The following is an 18,124-nucleotide window of genomic DNA, read 5'->3' on the forward strand; positions in this document are numbered from 1 at the left end:
TTCCCGCCCGCACACCGCCTCGCCATGCGTGCCCTCCTGTCGCTGCAACGGCACACCATCCGGCGCCAGATCACCACCCTCGGGCTGGTGCTGACGGCCGGGGTGCTGCTCATGTTCGGCGCCGGCATGGTGCTGCACGAGGCCTCCAACCGCCAGCAGACGCTGCAGGCCACCCTGGCCATCGAGGCCGACATCATCGGCAGCAACAGCGCCGCGGCCATCAGCTTCGGCAACGAGGAGGAGGCCAACGAGATCCTCGCCTCGCTGGCCGCCTGGCCCGATGTGCGGCAGGCCCGGTTGTTCCTGCCCGACGGCCGCACCCTGGGGCGGTACTCGGCCGCCGGCGCCGACGGCAGCTGCCATGTGCTGCGGCCCTCCAACGCCGCCATCGGCTTCGACATGCGGTGGTGCGGTGCCGCGGTGTACCAGCCGGTGCGCCTGCACGGGCAGATGGTGGGCGTCGTGGCCATCGAGGCCGGACTGGACTCGTCCTACCGCGCCATGGCCGGCACGGTCGCCTTCAGCCTGGCGCTCGCGGCGGTCGCCTTCCTGGCCTCCATCCCGCTGTGGCGCCGCGTGTCCGCCCGCGTGGCCGAGCCGCTGAGCCGGCTGGTCGAGCTCACCGACCGCGTCAGCCGCGAGCACGACTTCCGCCTGCGCGCCAATGTGTCGGGCAGCCACGAGGTGGATGCCCTGGCCAGCGGCTTCAACCAGATGATGCACGAGCTGCAGCGGCGCGACGAGCGGCTCACGCACGAGCTGCACCAGCGCCGCCAGGCGGAGCTGCGGCTGAACGACCTGGCCTATTTCGACCCGGTGACGGGCCTGCACAACCGCCACTACTTCCGCGAGCGGATCGACGCCGCCGTGGCCCGCGCCGCCCGCGACGGCGGCCGCGCGGCCATGCTCTACATCGACCTCGACGGCTTCAAGCAGGTCAACGACACGCTCGGCCACGACAGCGGCGACCAGCTGCTGCGGGAGGTCGGCCGCCGCCTCACCGACACCCTGCGGCGCAGCGACGGCGTATGCCGCCTGGGCGGCGACGAGTTCGCGGTCATCATCGACGACGACAGCGACAGCCGGCAGGTGGAGACGGTGGCGGCCAAGCTGGTGGAGGCGCTGGCCGCGCCCTACCGGCTGGGCCAGCGCCAGGCGCCCGCCATCTCGGCCAGCATCGGCGCCTGCGTGTACCCGGACGGCGCGCGCGACCGCGACGCCCTGATGCGCCGGGCCGACGGCGCCATGTACCGCGCCAAGGAGCGCGGCAAGAACCGCTACTGGCTGCACCACGAGGGCGGCCTGGAGCCTCCCAGCCGCCGCCAGCTGGTGGAGGAATCGCTGGACGGGGCGCTGGACCGGGGCGAGCTGCGCCTGGTGTTCCAGCCGCAGTTCCTGATGGGCGAGCCGGCCGCCGGGGCCGCGCCCGCGCCCGCGCCGGCGCCGGCGGTCTTCGGCTTCGAGGCGCTGCTGCGCTGGACGCACCCGGTGGTGGGCGCGGTGAGCCCGGCGGAGTTCATTCCGCTGGCCGAGACCACGGGGGCCATCGAGCGCATCGGTGAGTGGGTGCTGCGTGAAGCCTGCGCCCACCTCGTGCGGTGGCGCCGCCGCCATCCCCACCTGCAGATGAGCGTCAACCTCTCGGCGCGGCAGCTGGCCAGCGACGAGTCCATCGTGCGCCTGGCCGAGGTGCTGGCGCACAGCGGGCTGCCCGCCGGCGCGGTGGAGCTGGAACTCACCGAGTCGCTGCTCGTGGACCGCAGCGAGCTCATGCTCGGCCGGCTGGGCCGGCTGCGCACGGCCGGCTTCGGCCTGGCCATCGACGACTTCGGCACCGGCTACTCGTCGCTCGCCTACCTGGACAGCTTCCCCATCACCACGCTGAAGATCGACCGCGCCTTCGTCAACAAGCTGGGCGAGTCCGGCGCCACGCACGGCGACGCCATCGCGCGCGCCATCGTGGCCATCGGCGCGGCGCTGCGCGCCGACGTGATCGCCGAGGGCATCGAGACGCCCGCCCAGGCGCAGGCGCTGCTGGGCATGGGCTGCCGCCGCGGCCAGGGCTACCTCTTCGCCCGCCCGCTGGACGAGCCCGAGGCCATGGCCCTGCTCGACCCGCCGGCCCGGCGCCTGCTGCAGCCCGCCTGACGCACGGCGGCACCGGCAGGCGTTACCCTGCCGGCCCATGAACGCCGCCCTGCTGCACCGCTTGGACGCCCCCGGCCCGAAGCGCATCCTCGCCTGCGATGGCGGCGGCATCCTCGGCCTGATCAGCATCGAGATCCTCGCCCGGCTCGAAGCGCTGCTGCGCGACCGCACCGGCCGGCCGCAGGGCGTGCTGGCCGACTGGTTCGACTTCTGCTGCGGCACCTCCACCGGCGCCATCATCGCCACCTGCCTGTCCGCCGGCATGGCCACGGACCAGATCCGCCGCTTCTACGTCGACAGCGGCGAGGCCATGTTCCACCCGGCCGGGCTGCTCAAGCGGCTGCGCTACGGCTACGAGGACGAGCCGCTCGCCGCCACGCTGCGCCAGGCCCTCAACCGCGCCCTGGGCCACGCGGACGGCGCGGCGCCGGCGACGCTGGGCGACCCGGGCCTGCGCACGCTGCTGATGATGGTGCTGCGCAACCACACCACCGATTCGCCCTGGCCGGTGAGCAACCACCCGCGCGCCCGCTACAACCGCCGCGATCGGCCCGACTGCAACCTGGACCTGCCGCTGTGGCAGCTGGTGCGCGCCAGCACCGCCGCGCCCACCTACTTCCCCCCCGAGGTGGTCACCCTCGGCGCCGGCACCTCCAAGGAGGAGACCTTCGTCTTCGTTGACGGCGGGGTCACCACGTACAACAACCCGGCGTTCCTGGCCTTCGAGATGGTCACCGCCGCGCCCTACGGCGTGCACTGGCCGGCCGGCCGCGACCAGCTGCTCGTCGTGTCGGTGGGCACGGGCCACGCGCCGCGCGCGCGGCCCGGCCTGCAGGCCGAGGACCTGTGGCTGCTCGACCATGCCAAGAACCTGCCCGCCGCGCTGATGAACGGCGCCAGCGCCGGCTGGGACATGGCCTGCCGCGTGGTGGGCGACTGCCGCTACGGCCCGCCGCTGGACCGCGAGGTGGGCGACCTCGTCAGCCTGGCGGGCACCGGCCCCCACGGGGCCACCGCCACCTCCTCGGCCAAGCTGTTCAGCTACCTGCGCTACGACCCGGACGTCTCGCGCGCCGGGCTGGACGCGCTCGGCCTGCACGTCCTGGACCCGGCCGCCGTGCAGACGCTGGACGGGGTGGCGCACATCGCGGAGATCCAGCGCGTGGGGGCCGCCTACGCCGCCAAGACCCTGCGCGCCGAGCACCTCGACGGCTTCGTCTGACGCCGCGGCCACAATCGGCCCGAGCTCGACAGCCCCCCGCCCGACATGCCCCGCCCCAAGCCGCCCTCGCCTCCCGCCGACGACCGGCCGCTGTGCTTCGTGGTGCAGGGCTTCGGCCTCAAGACCGACTACACCGACGGGCGCCAGCTCGACCTCGACGCCTCGTACGACGTCATCAAGGAAGCCGTGGAGCGCGCCGGCCTGCGCTGCCAGCGGGCCGACGAGATCGTGCACGCCGGCACGATCGACATCCCCATGTACGAGCGGCTGCTGCACGCCGACCTGGTCATCGCCGACCTGTCCACCTACAACCTCAACGCGGCCTTCGAGCTGGGTGTGCGCTACGCCCTGCGGCCCCGCACCACGCTGGTGGTGGCGGAGTCCAAGTTCAAGAGCCCGTTCGACGTCAACCACATCGTCATCCGCCGCTACGAGCACCTGGGCCCCGACCTGGGCGCCAAGGAGGCGCAGCGCTTCAAGCGCGAGCTGGCCGCCGCCATCCAGGCCGTGATGGCCGAGGCCCGCACCGACAGCCCGGTGTACGCCATGCTGCCGGGGCTGCAGCCGCCGCAGGATGCGAGCGACGCCGCGCAGGCCGCGGCCCGGCCGGGCCGCAGCGCCCGCGAATGGCTGCAGCGGGCGCAGCAGGCCATGGCGCAGGAGGACTACCGCGCCGCGGTGCGCGCCTGGATCCAGGTGCAGCGCTTCGCGCCCGGCGACCGCCAGGCCACCCTGCAGCTGGCCCTGGCCACGTACCGATCGCGCCAGCCCAGCGAGAAGCGCGCCCTGGACAAGGCCCGGGCGCTGCTGGTGCCGCTGGAGCCGGCCGGCAGCAACGACCCCGAGACGCTCGGCCTCTGGGCTGCCGTGCACCGCCGCCTGTGGGAGCTGGAGCCCGCTCGCCAGGAGGCCTTCGAGGAGGCGCTGCAGAGCTACCGCCGGTCCGTGCTGCTCAGGCCCGACCACTACCTGGCCAGCCACCTGGGCAGCCTGCGCCTGGCGCGGGCCGCGGCGCTGGCGCGGGCGGGCCAGTTCGGCGAGGCCCACGCCGAGTGGGTGCTGGCCGAACGCGCCTGGCGCGACGCGCTCGCCTGGGCGCAGGACGCCAGCGCGCGCCAGGGCCACCGCAGCGGCCACGCCGGCAGCGGCCGCTTCTGGCGCGCCGTCACGCCCTGGCTGGCGGCCATCGCGCTGGGCGATGCGGCGGCCGAGAAACGCGCGGCGGCGCGCCTGCGGCCGCTGGAGAGCTCGGACTGGATGCGCCCCACGCGCGAGGCGCACGGCGAGCGGGTGCGGGGCTGGCGCGCGGAGCTGCAGGCCATGCTGCCGGCGGCGCTGGCCGGGCTCACCGTGGCCGCGGCCGTCGCCGCCCTGCCCGGTGGGGCGACGCCCTGATCAGGCCGGGGCGGGCGCCGCGTGGTCAGGCCGGGGCGGGCACTGCATGCCAGAGCGCGGCGAAGAAGTGGCACACGCTGCCACCCAGGACGAACAGGTGCCACACGAAGTGCGCGTAGCGCACCCGGTTGTCCAGCAAGTACACCACCGCACCGGCGGTGTAGCTCAGCCCGCCGGCCACCAGCCAGGCCAGGCCGCTGGCCGACATGCGCTCCATCAGCGGCCCCAGGGCCACCACCACGACCCAGCCCATGGCCAGGTACAGCGCGGTGGACACCAGCGGGTGCTTCAGGCGGTCGAGCAGCTTGATGGTGACGCCGAAGGCCGCCGCCGCCCACACGATGCCGAAGATCGTCCAGCCCCAGCCGCCGCGCAGCACGCCGAGCGCGAAGGGCGTGTAGCTGCCGGCGATGAAGAGGTAGATCGCCGCATGGTCCAGCCGGCCCAGCCAGCGCTTGGCCGCGCTCTCCGGCACCGCGTGGTACAGCGCCGACACCCCGTACAGCAGGATGGCCGTGCCGGCGAACACGCTGGCCGCCACGACGTCCACCGCCCCGCCCTGCTGAGCGGCGTAGTACACCAGGATGGGCAGCGACGCGATGGCGAGCAGGGCCCCCAGGCCGTGGCTCACGGCATTGGCGATCTCCTCGCCCAGCGTCTGCGGGCGGGCAGCGGAACGGGAAGACGAGGCAGCGCGCATGGCCGCCATGCTAGCGCCCTCCCGCCACGTCGAGCAGGGCGCCCGTCACGTACGCGGCGTCCGCCGACAGCAGCCACACCACCGCGGCGGCCACTTCGTCGGCCGTTCCCAGGCGCCGCATGGGGATCAACTGCGCCGCCGTGGCCGCCACGCGCTCGGCGTGGCCGTGGCGGGCATGGATGGCCGTATCGATGATGCCCGGACGCACCGCATTCACCCGGATGCCGTCGGCGGCGACCTCGCGCGCCAGCCCGGTGGTGAAGTGGTCGATCGCCGCCTTGGCCATGGAATAGTCCAGGTACAGGCCGGGCGAGCCCACCCGCGCCGCGGCCGAGGACAGGTTCACGATGGCGCCGCCCGAGCCGCCGTGGCGCGGCGCCATGCGGCGGATGGCCTCGCGCGCGCACAGCAGGCTCCCGGTGAGGTGCATGCCCCACATGCGGGCCAGGCGCTCGGCGCGCATGTCCTCCACCCGCGCCGCCACGTCCACGGTGCCGGCGTTGTTCACCAGCGCCGTCACCGGCCCGAGGCCGGCGTCCACGGCCCGGAACATCGCCTCCACCGCCGCCTCGTCGGCCACGTCGGCCGGCACCACCTGCGCGCGCTGGCCGGCGGCCTGGACCTCGGCCGCCACCTGCGCGGCCGCCGCCACGTCCACGCGGCAGTTCACCGCCACGTCCCAGCCGGCCCGGGCGGCCTGGCGCGCCACCGCGGCGCCGATGCCCCGGCTGCCGCCGGTCACGAGCAGGACGCGGCGCGCCGGCTCAGCCACCGGCGGCCGTCCAGTGCCCGGACTTGCCCCCCTGCTTCTCCAGCAGGCGGATGTCGGTCATGACCATGCCCTTGTCGGCGGCCTTGCACATGTCGTAGATGGTGAGCAGGCCCACCTGCACCGCGGTGAGCGCCTCCATCTCCACGCCGGTCTTGCCGACCGTCTCGGCCTGCACGGTGCAGTGCACGGCGCTCGCCGCCTCGTCCAGCGTGAACTCGGCCGACACGCGGGTGAGCGGCAACGGATGGCACAAGGGGACGAGCTCGGCCGTGCGCTTGGCCGCCTGGATGGCCGCGATGCGGGCCACGCCGACCACGTCGCCCTTGCCCGCCTGCCCCGTGGCCACCAGGCTGAAGGTGTCCGGCCGCATGCGGATGCTGCCCGTGGCGCGCGCGATGCGGTGCGTCTCGGCCTTGCCGGACACGTCCACCATGTGGGCCTGGCCCTGGGCATCGAAGTGGGTGAGCGGGGAGGCGGAAGCGGAAGCGGAGGAGGAGTGCGGGTCGCTCATGGGTGACAAGGCAGAAACAACCCGGCCGGGGTGTCGGTGTCATCATAGCGACGGCGGAACCGCCGGCCCTGGCCGGGGTCCATGTGTCTGTCACCCCTGCCACGCCCTGAGCCGCCCTGCCCTTGCGACCCCACGCCACGCCTGCGGGCACGCTGCCCGCCCCCCGCCGCCGCCTGCGCGCCGCCCTGGCCACCACGCTCGCCGCCGCCCTGCTCGCCACCGGGTGGCCGGTGGCGCCCGTGCGGGCCCAGGTGAAGCTGCCCGCGCTGGGCGATGCCGTCTCCGAGGACTTCGACATCCTCACCGAGCGCCGCCTGGGCGACCGCATCATGCGCGAGGTGCGCCGGGACCCGGCCTACCTGGATGACCCGGTGCTGCAGGAGTACCTGCTGTCGCTGTTCGATCCGATGGTGGCCGCGGCGCGGGCCCGCGGCGAGATCGACGGCGCGCTGGACCAGGCCTTCGCCTGGGAGGCCTTCCTCGTGGGCGAGCGGCCGGTCAACGCCTTCGCCCTGCCAGGCGGCTACGTGGGCGTGTACCTGGGTCTCATCGCACTCACCACCTCGCGCGACGAGCTGGCGTCGGTGCTGGCCCACGAGATCACGCACGTCACCCAGCGCCACATCGCGCGCGGCATGGTGAACGCACAGCGCCAGACGCTGGCGGCGATGGCCGGCATGATCCTCGGGCTGATCGCGGCCAGTCGGGCCACCACCTCCGACGCCGCCCAGGCGGTGGTGATGGGCAGCCAGGCCGCGGCCGCGCAGGGCCAGCTCAACTTCTCGCGCGAGATGGAGCGCGAGGCCGACCGCATCGGCCTGGAGGTGCTCACCGGCGCCGGCTTCTCGGCACAGGGCATGGCCAGCCTGTTCGAGAAGATGGACGGCGCCATGCGCCTGAACGACAGCAACCAGTACCCGTACCTGCGTACCCACCCGCTGACCATCGAGCGCATCAGCGACGCCCGGCTGCGCATCCGCGAGGCCACCGGCCGGCCGGCCCCAGTCGCCTCGCCGGTGCCGCATGCGCTCATGCAGGCCCGCGCGCGGGTGCTGATGGACCGCACGGACCCGGCGCTGCTGCGCCTGCAGGCGCTGGGCCAGGCCGCCCTGTCGGGCACCGGCCCCGAGACGCCACTGGCCCGCCTGGCCACCCTGTACGGCGGCGCCCAGGCCAGCGCCCTGCTGCGCGACTTCGACCGCGCCGGGGGCCTGCTGGACGCCGCGGACGCACTCGCGACCAAGTCATTCGCCGGCGACGCCGCCGCGATGCGCCTGCTGGCCATGCTGAGGGTGTCGGTGCTGGCCGAGCGCGGCGGCCCGGCGGCCCCGCTGGCGGCCGGGCTGGACGCCGCACTGGCGCCGCTGGCGCGCGACCGCTCGCGCCCGATGCTGCTGCTGCGCGCGCAGGCCGCGCTCGCGCGCCACCGCAGCGGCGACCGCGGCGCACCCGAGGCGTTGCGCCAGGCCACCGAGGGGTTGCAGACCTGGGTCACCGAACACAAGCGCGACGCGCTCGCCTGGCTCATGCTGTCGCAGGTGGCCGAGCCGCTGGGCCTGCGGCTGCGTGCCCTGCGCGCCGGGGCCGAGGCCGCCTACGCCGGCGGAGATGTGCTCGGTGCGGTGGACCGGTTGCGCGTGGCACGCGAGATCGCCCAGCAGACCCGCTCTGACGACTACGTGGAGGTGTCGGTGATCCAGTCCCGCCTGCGTGAGTTGGAGGTCGAGCGCCGCCGCCTGCTGGCCGAGATGCGCGGCGAGCGCCCCGAGGACGTGCAGTGAGCCGCGCCGCCTGGCTGGCCGCCGCGGCCGTGAGCGCGGTGGCCGCCATCGCCGCGGAGATGTGGGGACTGCGCGGGTTGTTCATGGTGCTCAAGCCGCTGACCACGGCCCTGCTCATCGCCTGGGCCTGGCCGCGCGGGGCGGGCGAGCCCCTGCGCCAGGCCGCCCTGCGTGCCGGGCTGGTGCTGTCCTGGCTGGGCGACGTGGCCCTGCTCTGGCCGCGCGAGGGCTTCCTGCCCGGCCTGGTGGCCTTCCTGCTCGCGCACCTGGCCTACCTGGTGGTGTTCGGCCGGTCGCGGCCGGCGGCGCACGGTGCCTCGCGCTGGGCGCCCTTCATCGCCTACGCCGCCGTGGCGGCCGGCGTGCTGGCGCACCTGTGGCCCGGGGTGCCGGCCGCGCTGCGGGCGCCGGTGATGGCCTACGTGGCTGCGCTGGGCAGCATGGCGGCGCTGTCCGCGGGCGCCTGGCTCGCCGCGCGCGGCACGCCGGCGCATGCGGCCGCCCGGCTGGGCGCCGTGGGCGGGCTGCTGTTCCTCCTGTCCGATGCCCTGCTGGCCACCCACCGATTCGCCGGCCCGGTGCCGATGGCGGGCGTGGGCATTCTCGCCACGTACTGGGTGGCCCAGGCCGCCATCGCCGCCAGCCTGGCCGCCCCCGCGCCGGCGTCCGCGCCCGCCCACGGCGCTGTGTCGGCCGCGTGAATCACATCTGGTTGCTGACGATTCCTGAAGAACCTTGGGGGTTTGCCGGGTGCCTGCGGCACTGACCTTGCCTCGATGATCCAGCGCCCCCACCCGGGGTGCAACCGTGCCGAGCCGCCCCGCCGGGATGACCTCTGGTCCGAGAAGGCGGCCGGTGTATCCGCTGGAACCATTGGAGATCGAGGAGTGTTCATGAGTTCGATTGCACGCAGAGGTTTCGTCGCCTCGTGCCTGGCCATGGCCGCCGCCATGGCCTGCTCTCCCGCCGCCCTCGCCGGCGGCGCGTCCCTGGACATGTCGCCGCTGGAAGCGGCGATCACCGGCCACACGGACCGCCTGATCATCAAGTACAAGGCCGGCACACCGGCCGCCGCGCGGGCCGAGGCCCAGCGCATGGCACTCGCGCACGAGGCGGTGCAGCGCGCCGGGGTGCAGATGCAGTACCTGCGCTCCACCGCCGCGGGGGCCCATGTGATGAAGCTGGACCGCCTGCTCAGCGTGCGCGAGGTGCGCGCGCTGGCCCGGGCGGTGGCCGATGTCGACACCGACGTCGAGTACGTCGAGCCCGACCGGCGCATGGTGCCGCTGTTCACGCCCAATGACACCAGCTACAACCTGCAGTGGCACTACCACGAGGCCACGGGTGGCCTGAACGCGCCGTCGGCCTGGGACAAGTCCACCGGCACGGGCGTGCGGGTGGCGGTCATCGACACGGGCTACCGGCCGCACGCGGACCTGGCGGCGAACATCGTCGGCGGCTACGACTTCATCGCCGACACCTTCGTGGCCAACGACGGCAACGGGCGCGACGCCAGCGCGCTGGACCCGGGCGACTGGATCGCCGCCAACGAGTGCGGCGGCAGCCACGCGGCGCAGAACTCGAGCTGGCACGGCACGCACGTCGCCGGCACGGTGGCGGCCGTCACCAACAACGCCAGCGGCGTGGCCGGCGTGGCCTTCGGCGCCAAGGTCGTGCCGGTGCGCGTGCTGGGCAAGTGCGGTGGCTACACCTCCGACATCGCCGACGCCATCCGCTGGGCCGCCGGTGGCACGGTCAGCGGCGTATCGGCCAACGCCTACCCGGCCAAGGTGCTCAACCTGTCGCTCGGCGGCAGCGGCAGCTGCGACTCCACCACGCAGAGCGCCATCAACGACGCACGCAGCCGCGGCGCGGTGGTGGTGGTGGCGGCGGGCAACTCCAACGCCAACGCGGCCAACTACTCGCCGGCCAGCTGCGCCGGGGTGATCACCGTGGCGGCCACCGGCCGCAGCGGCAGCCGCGCCTACTACTCGAACTACGGTTCGGTGGTGGACCTGGCGGGCCCGGGCGGCGACATGAGCGGCAGCAGTGCCAACGGCGTGTACTCCACGCTGAACACCGGCACCAGCTCGCCCGGCAGCGACACCTACGCCTACTACCAGGGCACGTCCATGGCCGCGCCCCACGTGGCGGCGGTCGCGGCGCTGATGTTCGCCAAGAACGGCGCGCTCACGCCGGACCAGGTGGAGTCGATGCTCAAGAGCACCGCACGCGCCTTCCCCGGCACCTGCTCGCAGTGCGGCTCGGGCATCGTCAACGCCAGTGCAGCGGTGGATGCGGCCGGCGGCGGCGGTGGCGGCGGCACGAACGTGCCCGAGGTCGAGAGCAACAACACGCTGGCCACGGCGCAGTCGGTGACGGCCAACCCGGCCACGGTGTCGGGCACCATCGGCTCGACCAGCGACACCGACTACTTCAAGGTGACGGTCGGCGCCGGCAAGACGCTGACCTCGACGCTGACGCCGAACGCGAGCTCCGACTACGACCTGTACCTGTACAACGCGTCGGGCACCCAGCTCGCCAGCAGCGTCAAGGGCACGGGCCAGGTCGACTCGATCGTGCGCACCAACACCGGCACCGGCGCGGTGACCTGGTACGTGCGGGTGCGCTACTACTCGGGCAGCACCGGCTCGTCGGGCACCTACACGCTCGGCCTGAGCCAGTGACGGTCGGGCGCGCGGGCCGGAATGCGGAATTTGCCGCAATCTAAAGCCCGAAAAGCGCTCATTTGACCGGCCAGTTGGCCGAAACGAGGAAGGCCCGCGGTACCGCCGCGGGCCTTTGCCGTTTCTTTGCCCAGGAGCCGCCGATGCGTCCGACCCGCGCCGCCCATCCGCCCCTTCGCCGCCAGGCGGTGGCCCTCGCCGCCCTGGGCCTGCTGGCCGGCGCCGCCGTGTGGAGCGGCACCGCACGGGCCGCCTCGGCGCCCGAGCCGATGGACGCGGCCATGCTGGCCGACGACACCCTCACCGACCGGCTCATCGTGCGCTACCGCACCGCGACCGGCGCCGCCCCGGCCCTGCTGCGGCCCAGTGCCGCCACGGCGCAGCGCCTGCAGGCCGCGGGGCTGCAGGCGGTGGCCACGCACCGCAACGGCCTGGGCGCCCAGGTGCTGAAGCTGAACCGGCCGGCGCGTGCGGCCGACCTGCGCGCCCTGGCCCAGCGCCTGATGGCCGAGGACCCGCAGGTGCTGTACGCCGAGCCGGACCTTCGCCTGCAGGCCCTGGCCACGCCGACAGACCCCTTCTACAGCAGCCAGTGGCACTACCACGAGCCCGTGGGCGGCCTGCGCCTGCCCTCGGCCTGGGACCTCTCCACCGGCGCCGACGTGGTGGTGGGCGTGCTGGACACCGGCGTGCGCGCCCATCCGGACCTGGCGGACAACCTGCTGAGCGGCCACGACTTCATCACCAGCGCCTCCATGGCCAACGACGGCGACGGCCGCGATGCGGACGCGAACGACCCCGGTGACGGCTGCAACGGCGGCCGCTCCAGCTGGCACGGCACCCACGTGGCTGGCACGGTGGCCGCGGTGAGCGACAACGGCCAGGGCGTGGCCGGCGTCGCCCCGGCGGCGAAGATCCTGCCCGTGCGGGTGCTGGGCTGCGGCGGCGGCTACTTCTCCGACATCGCCGACGGCATCCTCTGGGCCTCTGGGCAGACCGTGGGCAGCGCCACCGCGCCGTCGCAGCCGGCCCGGGTGATCAACATGTCGCTGGGTGGCCGGGCCGCCTGCCCGGTGACGCTGCAGAACGCCATCAACGCGGCCCGCGCGGCAGGCACGGTGGTGGTGGTGGCGGCCGGCAACGCGAACCAGGACGCCTCGCTGCACACGCCGGCCAACTGCGCGGGCGTGGTCACGGTGGCGGCCACGGGCCGCACCGGCGGCCGGGCGTACTACTCGAACTACGGCGCCAAGATCGATGTGGCCGCCCCCGGCGGCGACCAGCGTACGGGCAGCGCGAACGGCGTACTGTCCACCCTCAACGACGGCTACAGCACGCCGGGCTTCGACAGCTACGCCTACTACCAGGGCACGTCGATGGCGGCGCCGCACGTGGCCGGTGTGGCGGCGCTGATGCTGGCGCGCAACCCGTCGCTCAGCCCGGACGAGGTGGAGGTGCTGCTCAAGAGCACCACGCGCCCGCTGCCCAAGGCCTGCACGGTGGGGTGCGGCAAGGGCCTGGTGGACGCCGGCGCGGCCGTCAACGGCGTCTTCCTCGGTGCCTCGGCCGCCACCGCGGCGGCCGAGACCGAGCCGAACGACAGCCATGCCGCGTCGCAGTCGCTGGACAGCCTGCCCGCCAAGGTCGGCGGCACCATGGGCACGGCGACCGACCTGGACACCTACAAGGTGCTTGTCCAGCCGGGGCAGACGCTGACCGCCCGGCTGATCAGCAACACGCTGTCCAACTACGACCTGTACCTGCGCAACGGCGCCAACGTGACGCTCAAGAGCAGCCTGCGCGGCGGCGGCCTCACCGATGGCGTGAGCTGGCGCAACGGGGCCGGCACCGCCGCCACCGTGTACCTGCGCGTCAGGCGCGTGGCCGGCACGGTGGGCGCCGCGGGCACCTACACGCTGGAAGCCAAGGTGCAGTGACGACGCAGGCGGCCGGCAGCCGCCGTCACATGCCCTTGAACAGGTGGGTATAGCTGCGGCTGACCTCCAGCTTCTGCGGGTGGCCCTTCACGCTGACGATCTGGCGGCCGCGGAAGTCGCGGCTGACGCCGGCGATCGCATGCACGGCCACCAGCGTGGAGCGGTGGATCTGCCAGAACACCTCCGGGTCCAGCTCGTCCACCAGCTCCTTGATGGGCTTGCGGATCAGCGCCTCGACCTGCGGCGTCTGCACGCGGGTGTACTTCTCGTCGCTGATGAAGAACAGCACCTCGTCCACCGGGATCATCTGGATGGCTGAGCCCACGGTGGCCTGGATCCACTTGAGGTAGCTCGGCCGGCCGCCGGGCTGGCCCGCGGCCAGGCGGTGCAACAGCTGCTGCAGCGGCTGCGCCGGCAGGTCGCCCGCGGCCGCGGGCGAGGCCGCCGCGGTGCTGGCCGCGGCACCGCCCTCGTCGCGGGCGGCCAGGCGGCGGCGGATGCGCGCCACCGTCACCAGCAGGCGCTCGCGCTCGGCGGGCTTGAGGATGTAGTCGGCCGCGCCCTGCTCGAAGGCCTCCACCGCGTACTGGTCGTACGCGGTGATGAAGACGATCTCCGGCAGCACACCGTCCTCGCCCAGGTCCAGCTGCGCGATCTGGCGCGCCGCCTCCACGCCGGTCATGCCGGGCATGCGGATGTCCAGGAACACCACGTCGGGCCGGTGCTGCTCGACCAGCTCCACCGCCTCGGCGCCGTTCTTGGCCTCGGCCACGATCTGCAGCTCGGGCCAGGCCTCGGCCAGGCGGACGCGCAGCTGGTCGCGCATCAGTCGTTCGTCATCGGCCAGCACGGCGCGCGGCGCGGTGTCGCCGGAGGAAGGGGAAACGGTGTCGTTCATGGCGCGATGCTACGGTGCCGGCGCCGGCCGCGGCACCGGGAGCGGCCCTCAGGCGAGCGGCGTGGCGTTGTCCGTGTGCTCGCCCACGCGCGGCACCGGGGGCGGCGCCACGGGTGCCGCCATGGGGGCGGCGGGCGCCGCGCGCCGGGCCGGCCGCAGCAGCCACCACAGCAGCAGCGCCCCCACGATCAGCGGCGAGCCCAGCGTGGCCAGCGCCACCGCGCCCAGCGCCAGCGCAGCCACCCCGGCCAGCGCGGCGAGCAGCAGCGGCACGCCCAGGCCGAACAGCAGCGCCAGGGGCACCACCACCATCGTGACGAACAGCGCCAGGCAGACCGCGAGCCCCCCCAGCAGCAGCTCGCCCAGCCCCAAGCCGGCGAGGAACACCGGCTCGCCGTCCACCGTGACATTCAGCGTGGGCGGCAGCTCGTTGTACACGGCGGCCAGCACCAGCACGGTGGCCATCACGACCGCGGCCAGCCCCATCAGGGCCAGCAGCAGCCACAGGGCGCGGGCCCATCCGCGGCGGCGGGGGCGGGGCGCGGGCAGGACGAGGGCGGATCGACTCATGGCGGCGGTCCTCCAGGCAGTGGGGCGGTGCAGGCCGGGTGAGGGGTGGGGTCAGGCGGCCGGACGGGACGTGCCGGACTCGACGGTGCGGTAGGGCACGGTGATGGTGACCACCGTCCCGCTCGGCTGGTTGGCGGTCACCGTCAACGAGGCCTTGTCGCCGTAGAGCAGCTGCAGCCGCTCGCGGATGTTGGCCAGGCCGACGCCCGTGCCGGAGGTGCCGCCGTTGCCGAAGCCGACCCCGGTGTCGGCCACCGTCACCTGCAGCTTGCCGTGCACGATCTCGGCCTTCACCTTCAGCGAGCCACCTTCGGGCTTGGGCTCCAGGCCGTGGCGGATGGCGTTCTCCACCAGCGTCTGGATCATCATGGCGGGGAACTCGGCCGACAGCAGCCCGTCCGGGGCATCGATGGCCGCGTCCAGGCGCTCCTCCATGCGCACCTTCAGGATCTCCACGTAGGGCCGCACCACCGCCAGCTCGCGGCCGAGGTCGCGCGGGCCGCCATCGGAGGTGTCGCGCATGGTCGGCATGCTGGCGCGCAGCAGGGCGATCAGGTTCTTCTGCATCTGGCTGGCGCGCGCGGGGTCCACCTCGATCAGGTGGTCGATGCTGGCCAGCGTGTTGAACAGGAAGTGCGGTTCCACCTGGGCCTGCATGGCGGCCATGCGGGCCTCGATCACCTGGCGGCGCAGGCTCTCGGCCTCGGCCGTCTCGGTGGCCACCGCCGCCTTGTGCTCGGCCTGGATGCGCGCCTTGTACGTGGCCTTCAGCATCGCCGACAGCAGGATCCACAGGATCGCCAGCTCGGGCAGGCTCTCGCCATAGCGCACGGTGCGGTGCGACACCCGCGGGCCGATGGCCAGGGCCTCGTCGATGTCCTGGCCGGCCTGGGCGGCGTCCTCCTGCGCCTGGCGGGCGTCTTCCATGGCCTCGATGACAGCCTCGCGGGCCTCCTCGATCGCCTGGCGGATCTCGGCCGAATTGGAGCCGGGCGGCACCGCGATGCGCACGTCCTGCTCGCCGGCACTGATCTCGACCACGGGCTCGCCGTTGACGCGCACGCTGAACCCCTCGGACCCCGAGGCGGGGGCCGACGCCGCCGGTGCAGCCGAGGCGGCCGACGCCGGCGCGGAGGCACCGGCCGGGCGCTGGCTGATGCGCACGCCGCGGTGGTCGATGGAGATGTCCACCCCGTCGTCGGCCACCCGCACCCCGGACGCGCCGATCTGCACATCGGCCCGGCCGCTGCGCGCGCTGCCCTCCGGCGCCTTGGACGGCGCCGGCTTCGGTGGCTTGGGCGGGCGCGGCAGGCGTTCAGGCGCCGGCTCCACCACCGTCTCGGTGTAGCTCCAGGTGAACGGCGGGAAGTTCTGCAGGATGGCGGTGCTGATCAGCAGGGCGGCCGCCAGCAGGACGAAACGCCCCCAGCTGATGCTGGCCAGCCAGGCACCATAGGCATGGAAGGCCTGCACCGCGCCGGCAACGAAGCGGCGCCAGCGGTCGGCCCAGGGGCCGCGGGTGGGGACGGGGGCGGTGGTACTCATGCCCCGCACTCTACGCACCCCCGGCGCCGCGGCCAGCGGCGCGCGACGCACGGAAGCCCCCAGGCGACAGGCTGCACACGCGGGCGACAGGCGGCGCGGCCGCCGCGCCGGCTTCAGCGCCGCTCGACGATGACCGGCACCAGCGACAGCGCGGCGCGCACCCGCTCGGCGGCGTCGCGCGCCTCGTCCCGGCTGGCGTAGGGCCCCGCCTGCAGGCGGTGCAGGCCCTTCTCGGCGAACACGGTCATCAGGGGCGCCAGCCAGTCCAGCTCCTGCGCCAGGCGCTGCTGGAAGCCGTAGGCGCCCGGCCCTTGCGCGAACGCGCCCAGCTGCAGCCAGTAGCCGGCGGCCGCCCGGGTGTGCGCGCGCGCCGTCGGCTCCGCCGCATCGCGGATGGGCTCGGCGGGCCACACGGGCGCCGGCGGCGGCAGTGGCACGGCGGGCTCGGGCGCCGCCGCGGCCAGCGCGGGGGCGGGGGCGGCGGACGGGCGCCACAGGCCGGCCCGGATCTCGTCGTGGGTGATGCGGCGCACCTCCACCGGGGCCACGCCGTTCTGCACGCCCAGCTTCACCGCCGCGGCATAGGACAGGTCGATCACCCGGCCCGACGAGAAGGGGCCGCGGTCGTTCACGCGCACCACGATCTCGCGCCCGTTGGCCGGGTTGCGCACCCGCGCGTAGCTGGGCAGCGGCATCGTCTTGTGCGCCGCCGTCATGGCGTACATGTTGTAGGTCTCGCCGCTGGCCGTGCGCCGGCCGTGGAACTTGCGGCCGTACCAGGACGCCAGCCCCGTCTCGGCCAGCGGATCGTCGCCCGTCAGCGGCGTGTAGCTCTGTCCCAGCACCTCGTACGGCTTGTTCGGCCCGCCGCGGCGGATGGGCTCGACCTTGGGCTCGGCGTCGGGCAGCTCGCGCAGCTCGCGCGGCTCAGGCGCGGACCCCGCCGCGGGCGGCCCGTCGGCGCCGGGCGCCGGCCCGCGCGGCGGGGTGCTGCAGCCGGCCACCACCAGCAGCCCCGCCAGCCAGCCCGCCAGCAGCGGCCAGCGGCTGGCCGACCGGGCACGGGGCGGGGGGGACCGGAGCAGGAGGTGCGCCATGGCGCCGCATGGTAGCGGCGAACGGCAGCAGGCAAGAAGGGGGAAGTTGGCGCGCCCGGCTGGGATCGAACCAGCGGCCCCTGGCTTCGGAGGCCAGTACTCTATCCACTGAGCTACGGGCGCGGCGCAGGGAGGAGCGGGATTCTAGCAGCGCCCGCCGGCCCTGCACCGCGGGGCCCCGACCGGGCCTCGTCGCGGCAGGGCGCATCGCTATAATTCGCGGGTTTTGCCAACCGTCAACCCGCCTGGCCGCCCGGCTCGGCGACTCGAGGATTCCATGAGCGACGTGCACGCCAACGCAGCCTCCACCGACCACGACGGCCCCCACGAAGGCCCGATCAAGACGCCCAAGCAGCTGGTCTGGACGGTCATCGCCTCGTTCGTGGTGCCCATCATCGTGATCATCCTGCTCACGCAGTTCGTGGCCACCGGCAAGAAGCCGGCGGCCGGCTCCGACGGCATGGGTGAAGAGGCGGTGGCCCGCCGCATCCAGCCGCTGGGCACGGTGGAGCTGCGCGACGCCAGCGACGCCGCCAGCCTGAAGACCGGCGAGCAGGTGTTCCAGGCGCAGTGCTCGGCCTGCCACACCACCGGCGCCGCCGGCGCTCCCAAGCTGGCCGACGCCGCGGCCTGGGGCCCGCGCATCACGCAGGGCCTGGAGACGTTGGTCAACTCGGCCATCAAGGGCAAGGGCAACATGGGGCCCCAGGGCGGCGGCGACTTCTCCGACTTCGAGATCGCCCGTGCCGTGGTCTACCTGGCCAACCAGGGCGGCGCCAAGTTCGCCGAGCCCAAGCCCCCCGCGGCCGCGGCCAGCGCGGCGCAGTGAGCCGCCGGCGCGCGGTTCCCGCTGAATCAGCC

The 18,124-nt window shown here is 74.2% G+C and carries 15 protein-coding genes and 1 tRNA gene; 8 read left to right on the forward strand and 8 right to left on the reverse strand.

Annotation, left to right across the window (positions count from 1 at the left end):
* The first annotated feature begins 24 nt into the window (after positions 1-24).
* Genes ACE3UN_RS08470 through ACE3UN_RS08480 form a run of 3 tightly spaced genes read left to right on the forward strand, consistent with a single transcriptional unit; the run spans position 25 to position 4,765 of the window.
* Positions 25-2,148, forward strand: coding sequence for a putative bifunctional diguanylate cyclase/phosphodiesterase (locus tag ACE3UN_RS08470; protein ID WP_374674492.1), 2,124 nt, complete (start codon positions 25-27; stop codon positions 2,146-2,148).
* Between the two features lie 37 nt (positions 2,149-2,185).
* Positions 2,186-3,370 (forward strand): patatin-like phospholipase family protein, encoded by a 1,185-nt coding sequence (locus ACE3UN_RS08475; protein ID WP_374674493.1) that lies wholly within the window; start codon positions 2,186-2,188, stop codon positions 3,368-3,370.
* A 45-nt stretch (positions 3,371-3,415) separates the two neighbouring features.
* The gene (locus ACE3UN_RS08480) at positions 3,416-4,765 is read left to right on the forward strand and encodes a tetratricopeptide repeat-containing protein (RefSeq protein WP_374674494.1); all 1,350 of its coding nucleotides are present in this window, start codon (positions 3,416-3,418) and stop codon (positions 4,763-4,765) included.
* 25 nt (positions 4,766-4,790) lie between these two features.
* Here the strand turns inward: ACE3UN_RS08480 and ACE3UN_RS08485 are convergent, their stop codons facing one another.
* The 3 genes from ACE3UN_RS08485 to moaC are packed head-to-tail and all read right to left on the reverse strand — an operon-like array spanning position 4,791 to position 6,748.
* The gene (locus ACE3UN_RS08485) at positions 4,791-5,465 is read right to left on the reverse strand and encodes a hemolysin III family protein (RefSeq protein ID WP_374674495.1); all 675 of its coding nucleotides are present in this window, start codon (positions 5,463-5,465) and stop codon (positions 4,791-4,793) included.
* Between the two features lie 10 nt (positions 5,466-5,475).
* A complete protein-coding gene (locus ACE3UN_RS08490) occupies positions 5,476-6,237 on the reverse strand; it encodes an SDR family oxidoreductase (protein WP_374674496.1) in 762 nt (253 codons plus the stop codon).
* Positions 6,230-6,748: a cyclic pyranopterin monophosphate synthase MoaC gene (gene moaC, locus ACE3UN_RS08495; RefSeq protein ID WP_374674497.1), complete on the reverse strand. Its 519-nt coding sequence runs from the start codon at positions 6,746-6,748 to the stop codon at positions 6,230-6,232. Before moaC ends, ACE3UN_RS08490 begins: the two co-directional genes overlap by 8 nt.
* A 122-nt stretch (positions 6,749-6,870) precedes the next feature.
* On the opposite strand from moaC, the gene ACE3UN_RS08500 reads away from it, so the two are divergent.
* The 4 genes from ACE3UN_RS08500 (at position 6,871) to ACE3UN_RS08515 (ending at position 13,153) form a co-directional block, all read left to right on the forward strand.
* Positions 6,871-8,529: a M48 family metalloprotease gene (locus ACE3UN_RS08500; RefSeq protein ID WP_374674498.1), complete on the forward strand. Its 1,659-nt coding sequence runs from the start codon at positions 6,871-6,873 to the stop codon at positions 8,527-8,529.
* Positions 8,526-9,230 carry a lysoplasmalogenase gene (locus ACE3UN_RS08505; RefSeq protein WP_374674499.1) on the forward strand — a complete coding sequence of 235 codons (705 nt, stop codon included), beginning with the start codon at positions 8,526-8,528 and terminating at the stop codon, positions 9,228-9,230. The genes ACE3UN_RS08500 and ACE3UN_RS08505 overlap by 4 nt, the downstream gene beginning before the upstream one ends.
* 192 nt (positions 9,231-9,422) lie before the next feature.
* Complete coding sequence (locus ACE3UN_RS08510; RefSeq protein WP_374674500.1) at positions 9,423-11,216, forward strand: S8 family peptidase; 1,794 nt, start codon at positions 9,423-9,425, stop codon at positions 11,214-11,216.
* Between the two features lie 143 nt (positions 11,217-11,359).
* Positions 11,360-13,153 carry a S8 family peptidase gene (locus ACE3UN_RS08515; protein ID WP_374674501.1) on the forward strand — a complete coding sequence of 598 codons (1,794 nt, stop codon included), beginning with the start codon at positions 11,360-11,362 and terminating at the stop codon, positions 13,151-13,153.
* Between the two features lie 25 nt (positions 13,154-13,178).
* Here the strand turns inward: ACE3UN_RS08515 and ACE3UN_RS08520 are convergent, their stop codons facing one another.
* From ACE3UN_RS08520 to ACE3UN_RS08540, 5 genes are all read right to left on the reverse strand, one after another.
* Complete coding sequence (locus tag ACE3UN_RS08520) at positions 13,179-14,051, reverse strand: LytR/AlgR family response regulator transcription factor (RefSeq protein ID WP_374674502.1); 873 nt, start codon at positions 14,049-14,051, stop codon at positions 13,179-13,181.
* A gap of 48 nt (positions 14,052-14,099) precedes the next feature.
* Positions 14,100-14,621: a hypothetical protein gene (locus ACE3UN_RS08525; protein WP_374674503.1), complete on the reverse strand. Its 522-nt coding sequence runs from the start codon at positions 14,619-14,621 to the stop codon at positions 14,100-14,102.
* 51 nt (positions 14,622-14,672) lie between these two features.
* Positions 14,673-16,166: a sensor histidine kinase gene (locus ACE3UN_RS08530; protein ID WP_374674504.1), complete on the reverse strand. Its 1,494-nt coding sequence runs from the start codon at positions 16,164-16,166 to the stop codon at positions 14,673-14,675.
* Positions 16,167-16,279: 113 nt separating this feature from the next.
* Positions 16,280-17,263 (reverse strand): septal ring lytic transglycosylase RlpA family protein, encoded by a 984-nt coding sequence (locus ACE3UN_RS08535; protein ID WP_374674505.1) that lies wholly within the window; start codon positions 17,261-17,263, stop codon positions 16,280-16,282.
* 47 nt (positions 17,264-17,310) lie between these two features.
* Positions 17,311-17,386, reverse strand: a tRNA-Arg gene (locus tag ACE3UN_RS08540).
* Between the two features lie 154 nt (positions 17,387-17,540).
* On the opposite strand from ACE3UN_RS08540, the gene ACE3UN_RS08545 reads away from it, so the two are divergent.
* Entirely contained in the window at positions 17,541-18,092 is a 552-nt protein-coding gene (locus ACE3UN_RS08545) for a cytochrome c5 family protein (protein WP_374674506.1), read from the forward strand.
* The last annotated feature ends 32 nt before the right edge of the window (positions 18,093-18,124 follow it).

The organism is Ideonella sp. (assembly GCF_041918995.1).
Lineage (GTDB): Bacteria > Pseudomonadota > Gammaproteobacteria > Burkholderiales > Burkholderiaceae_C > Ideonella.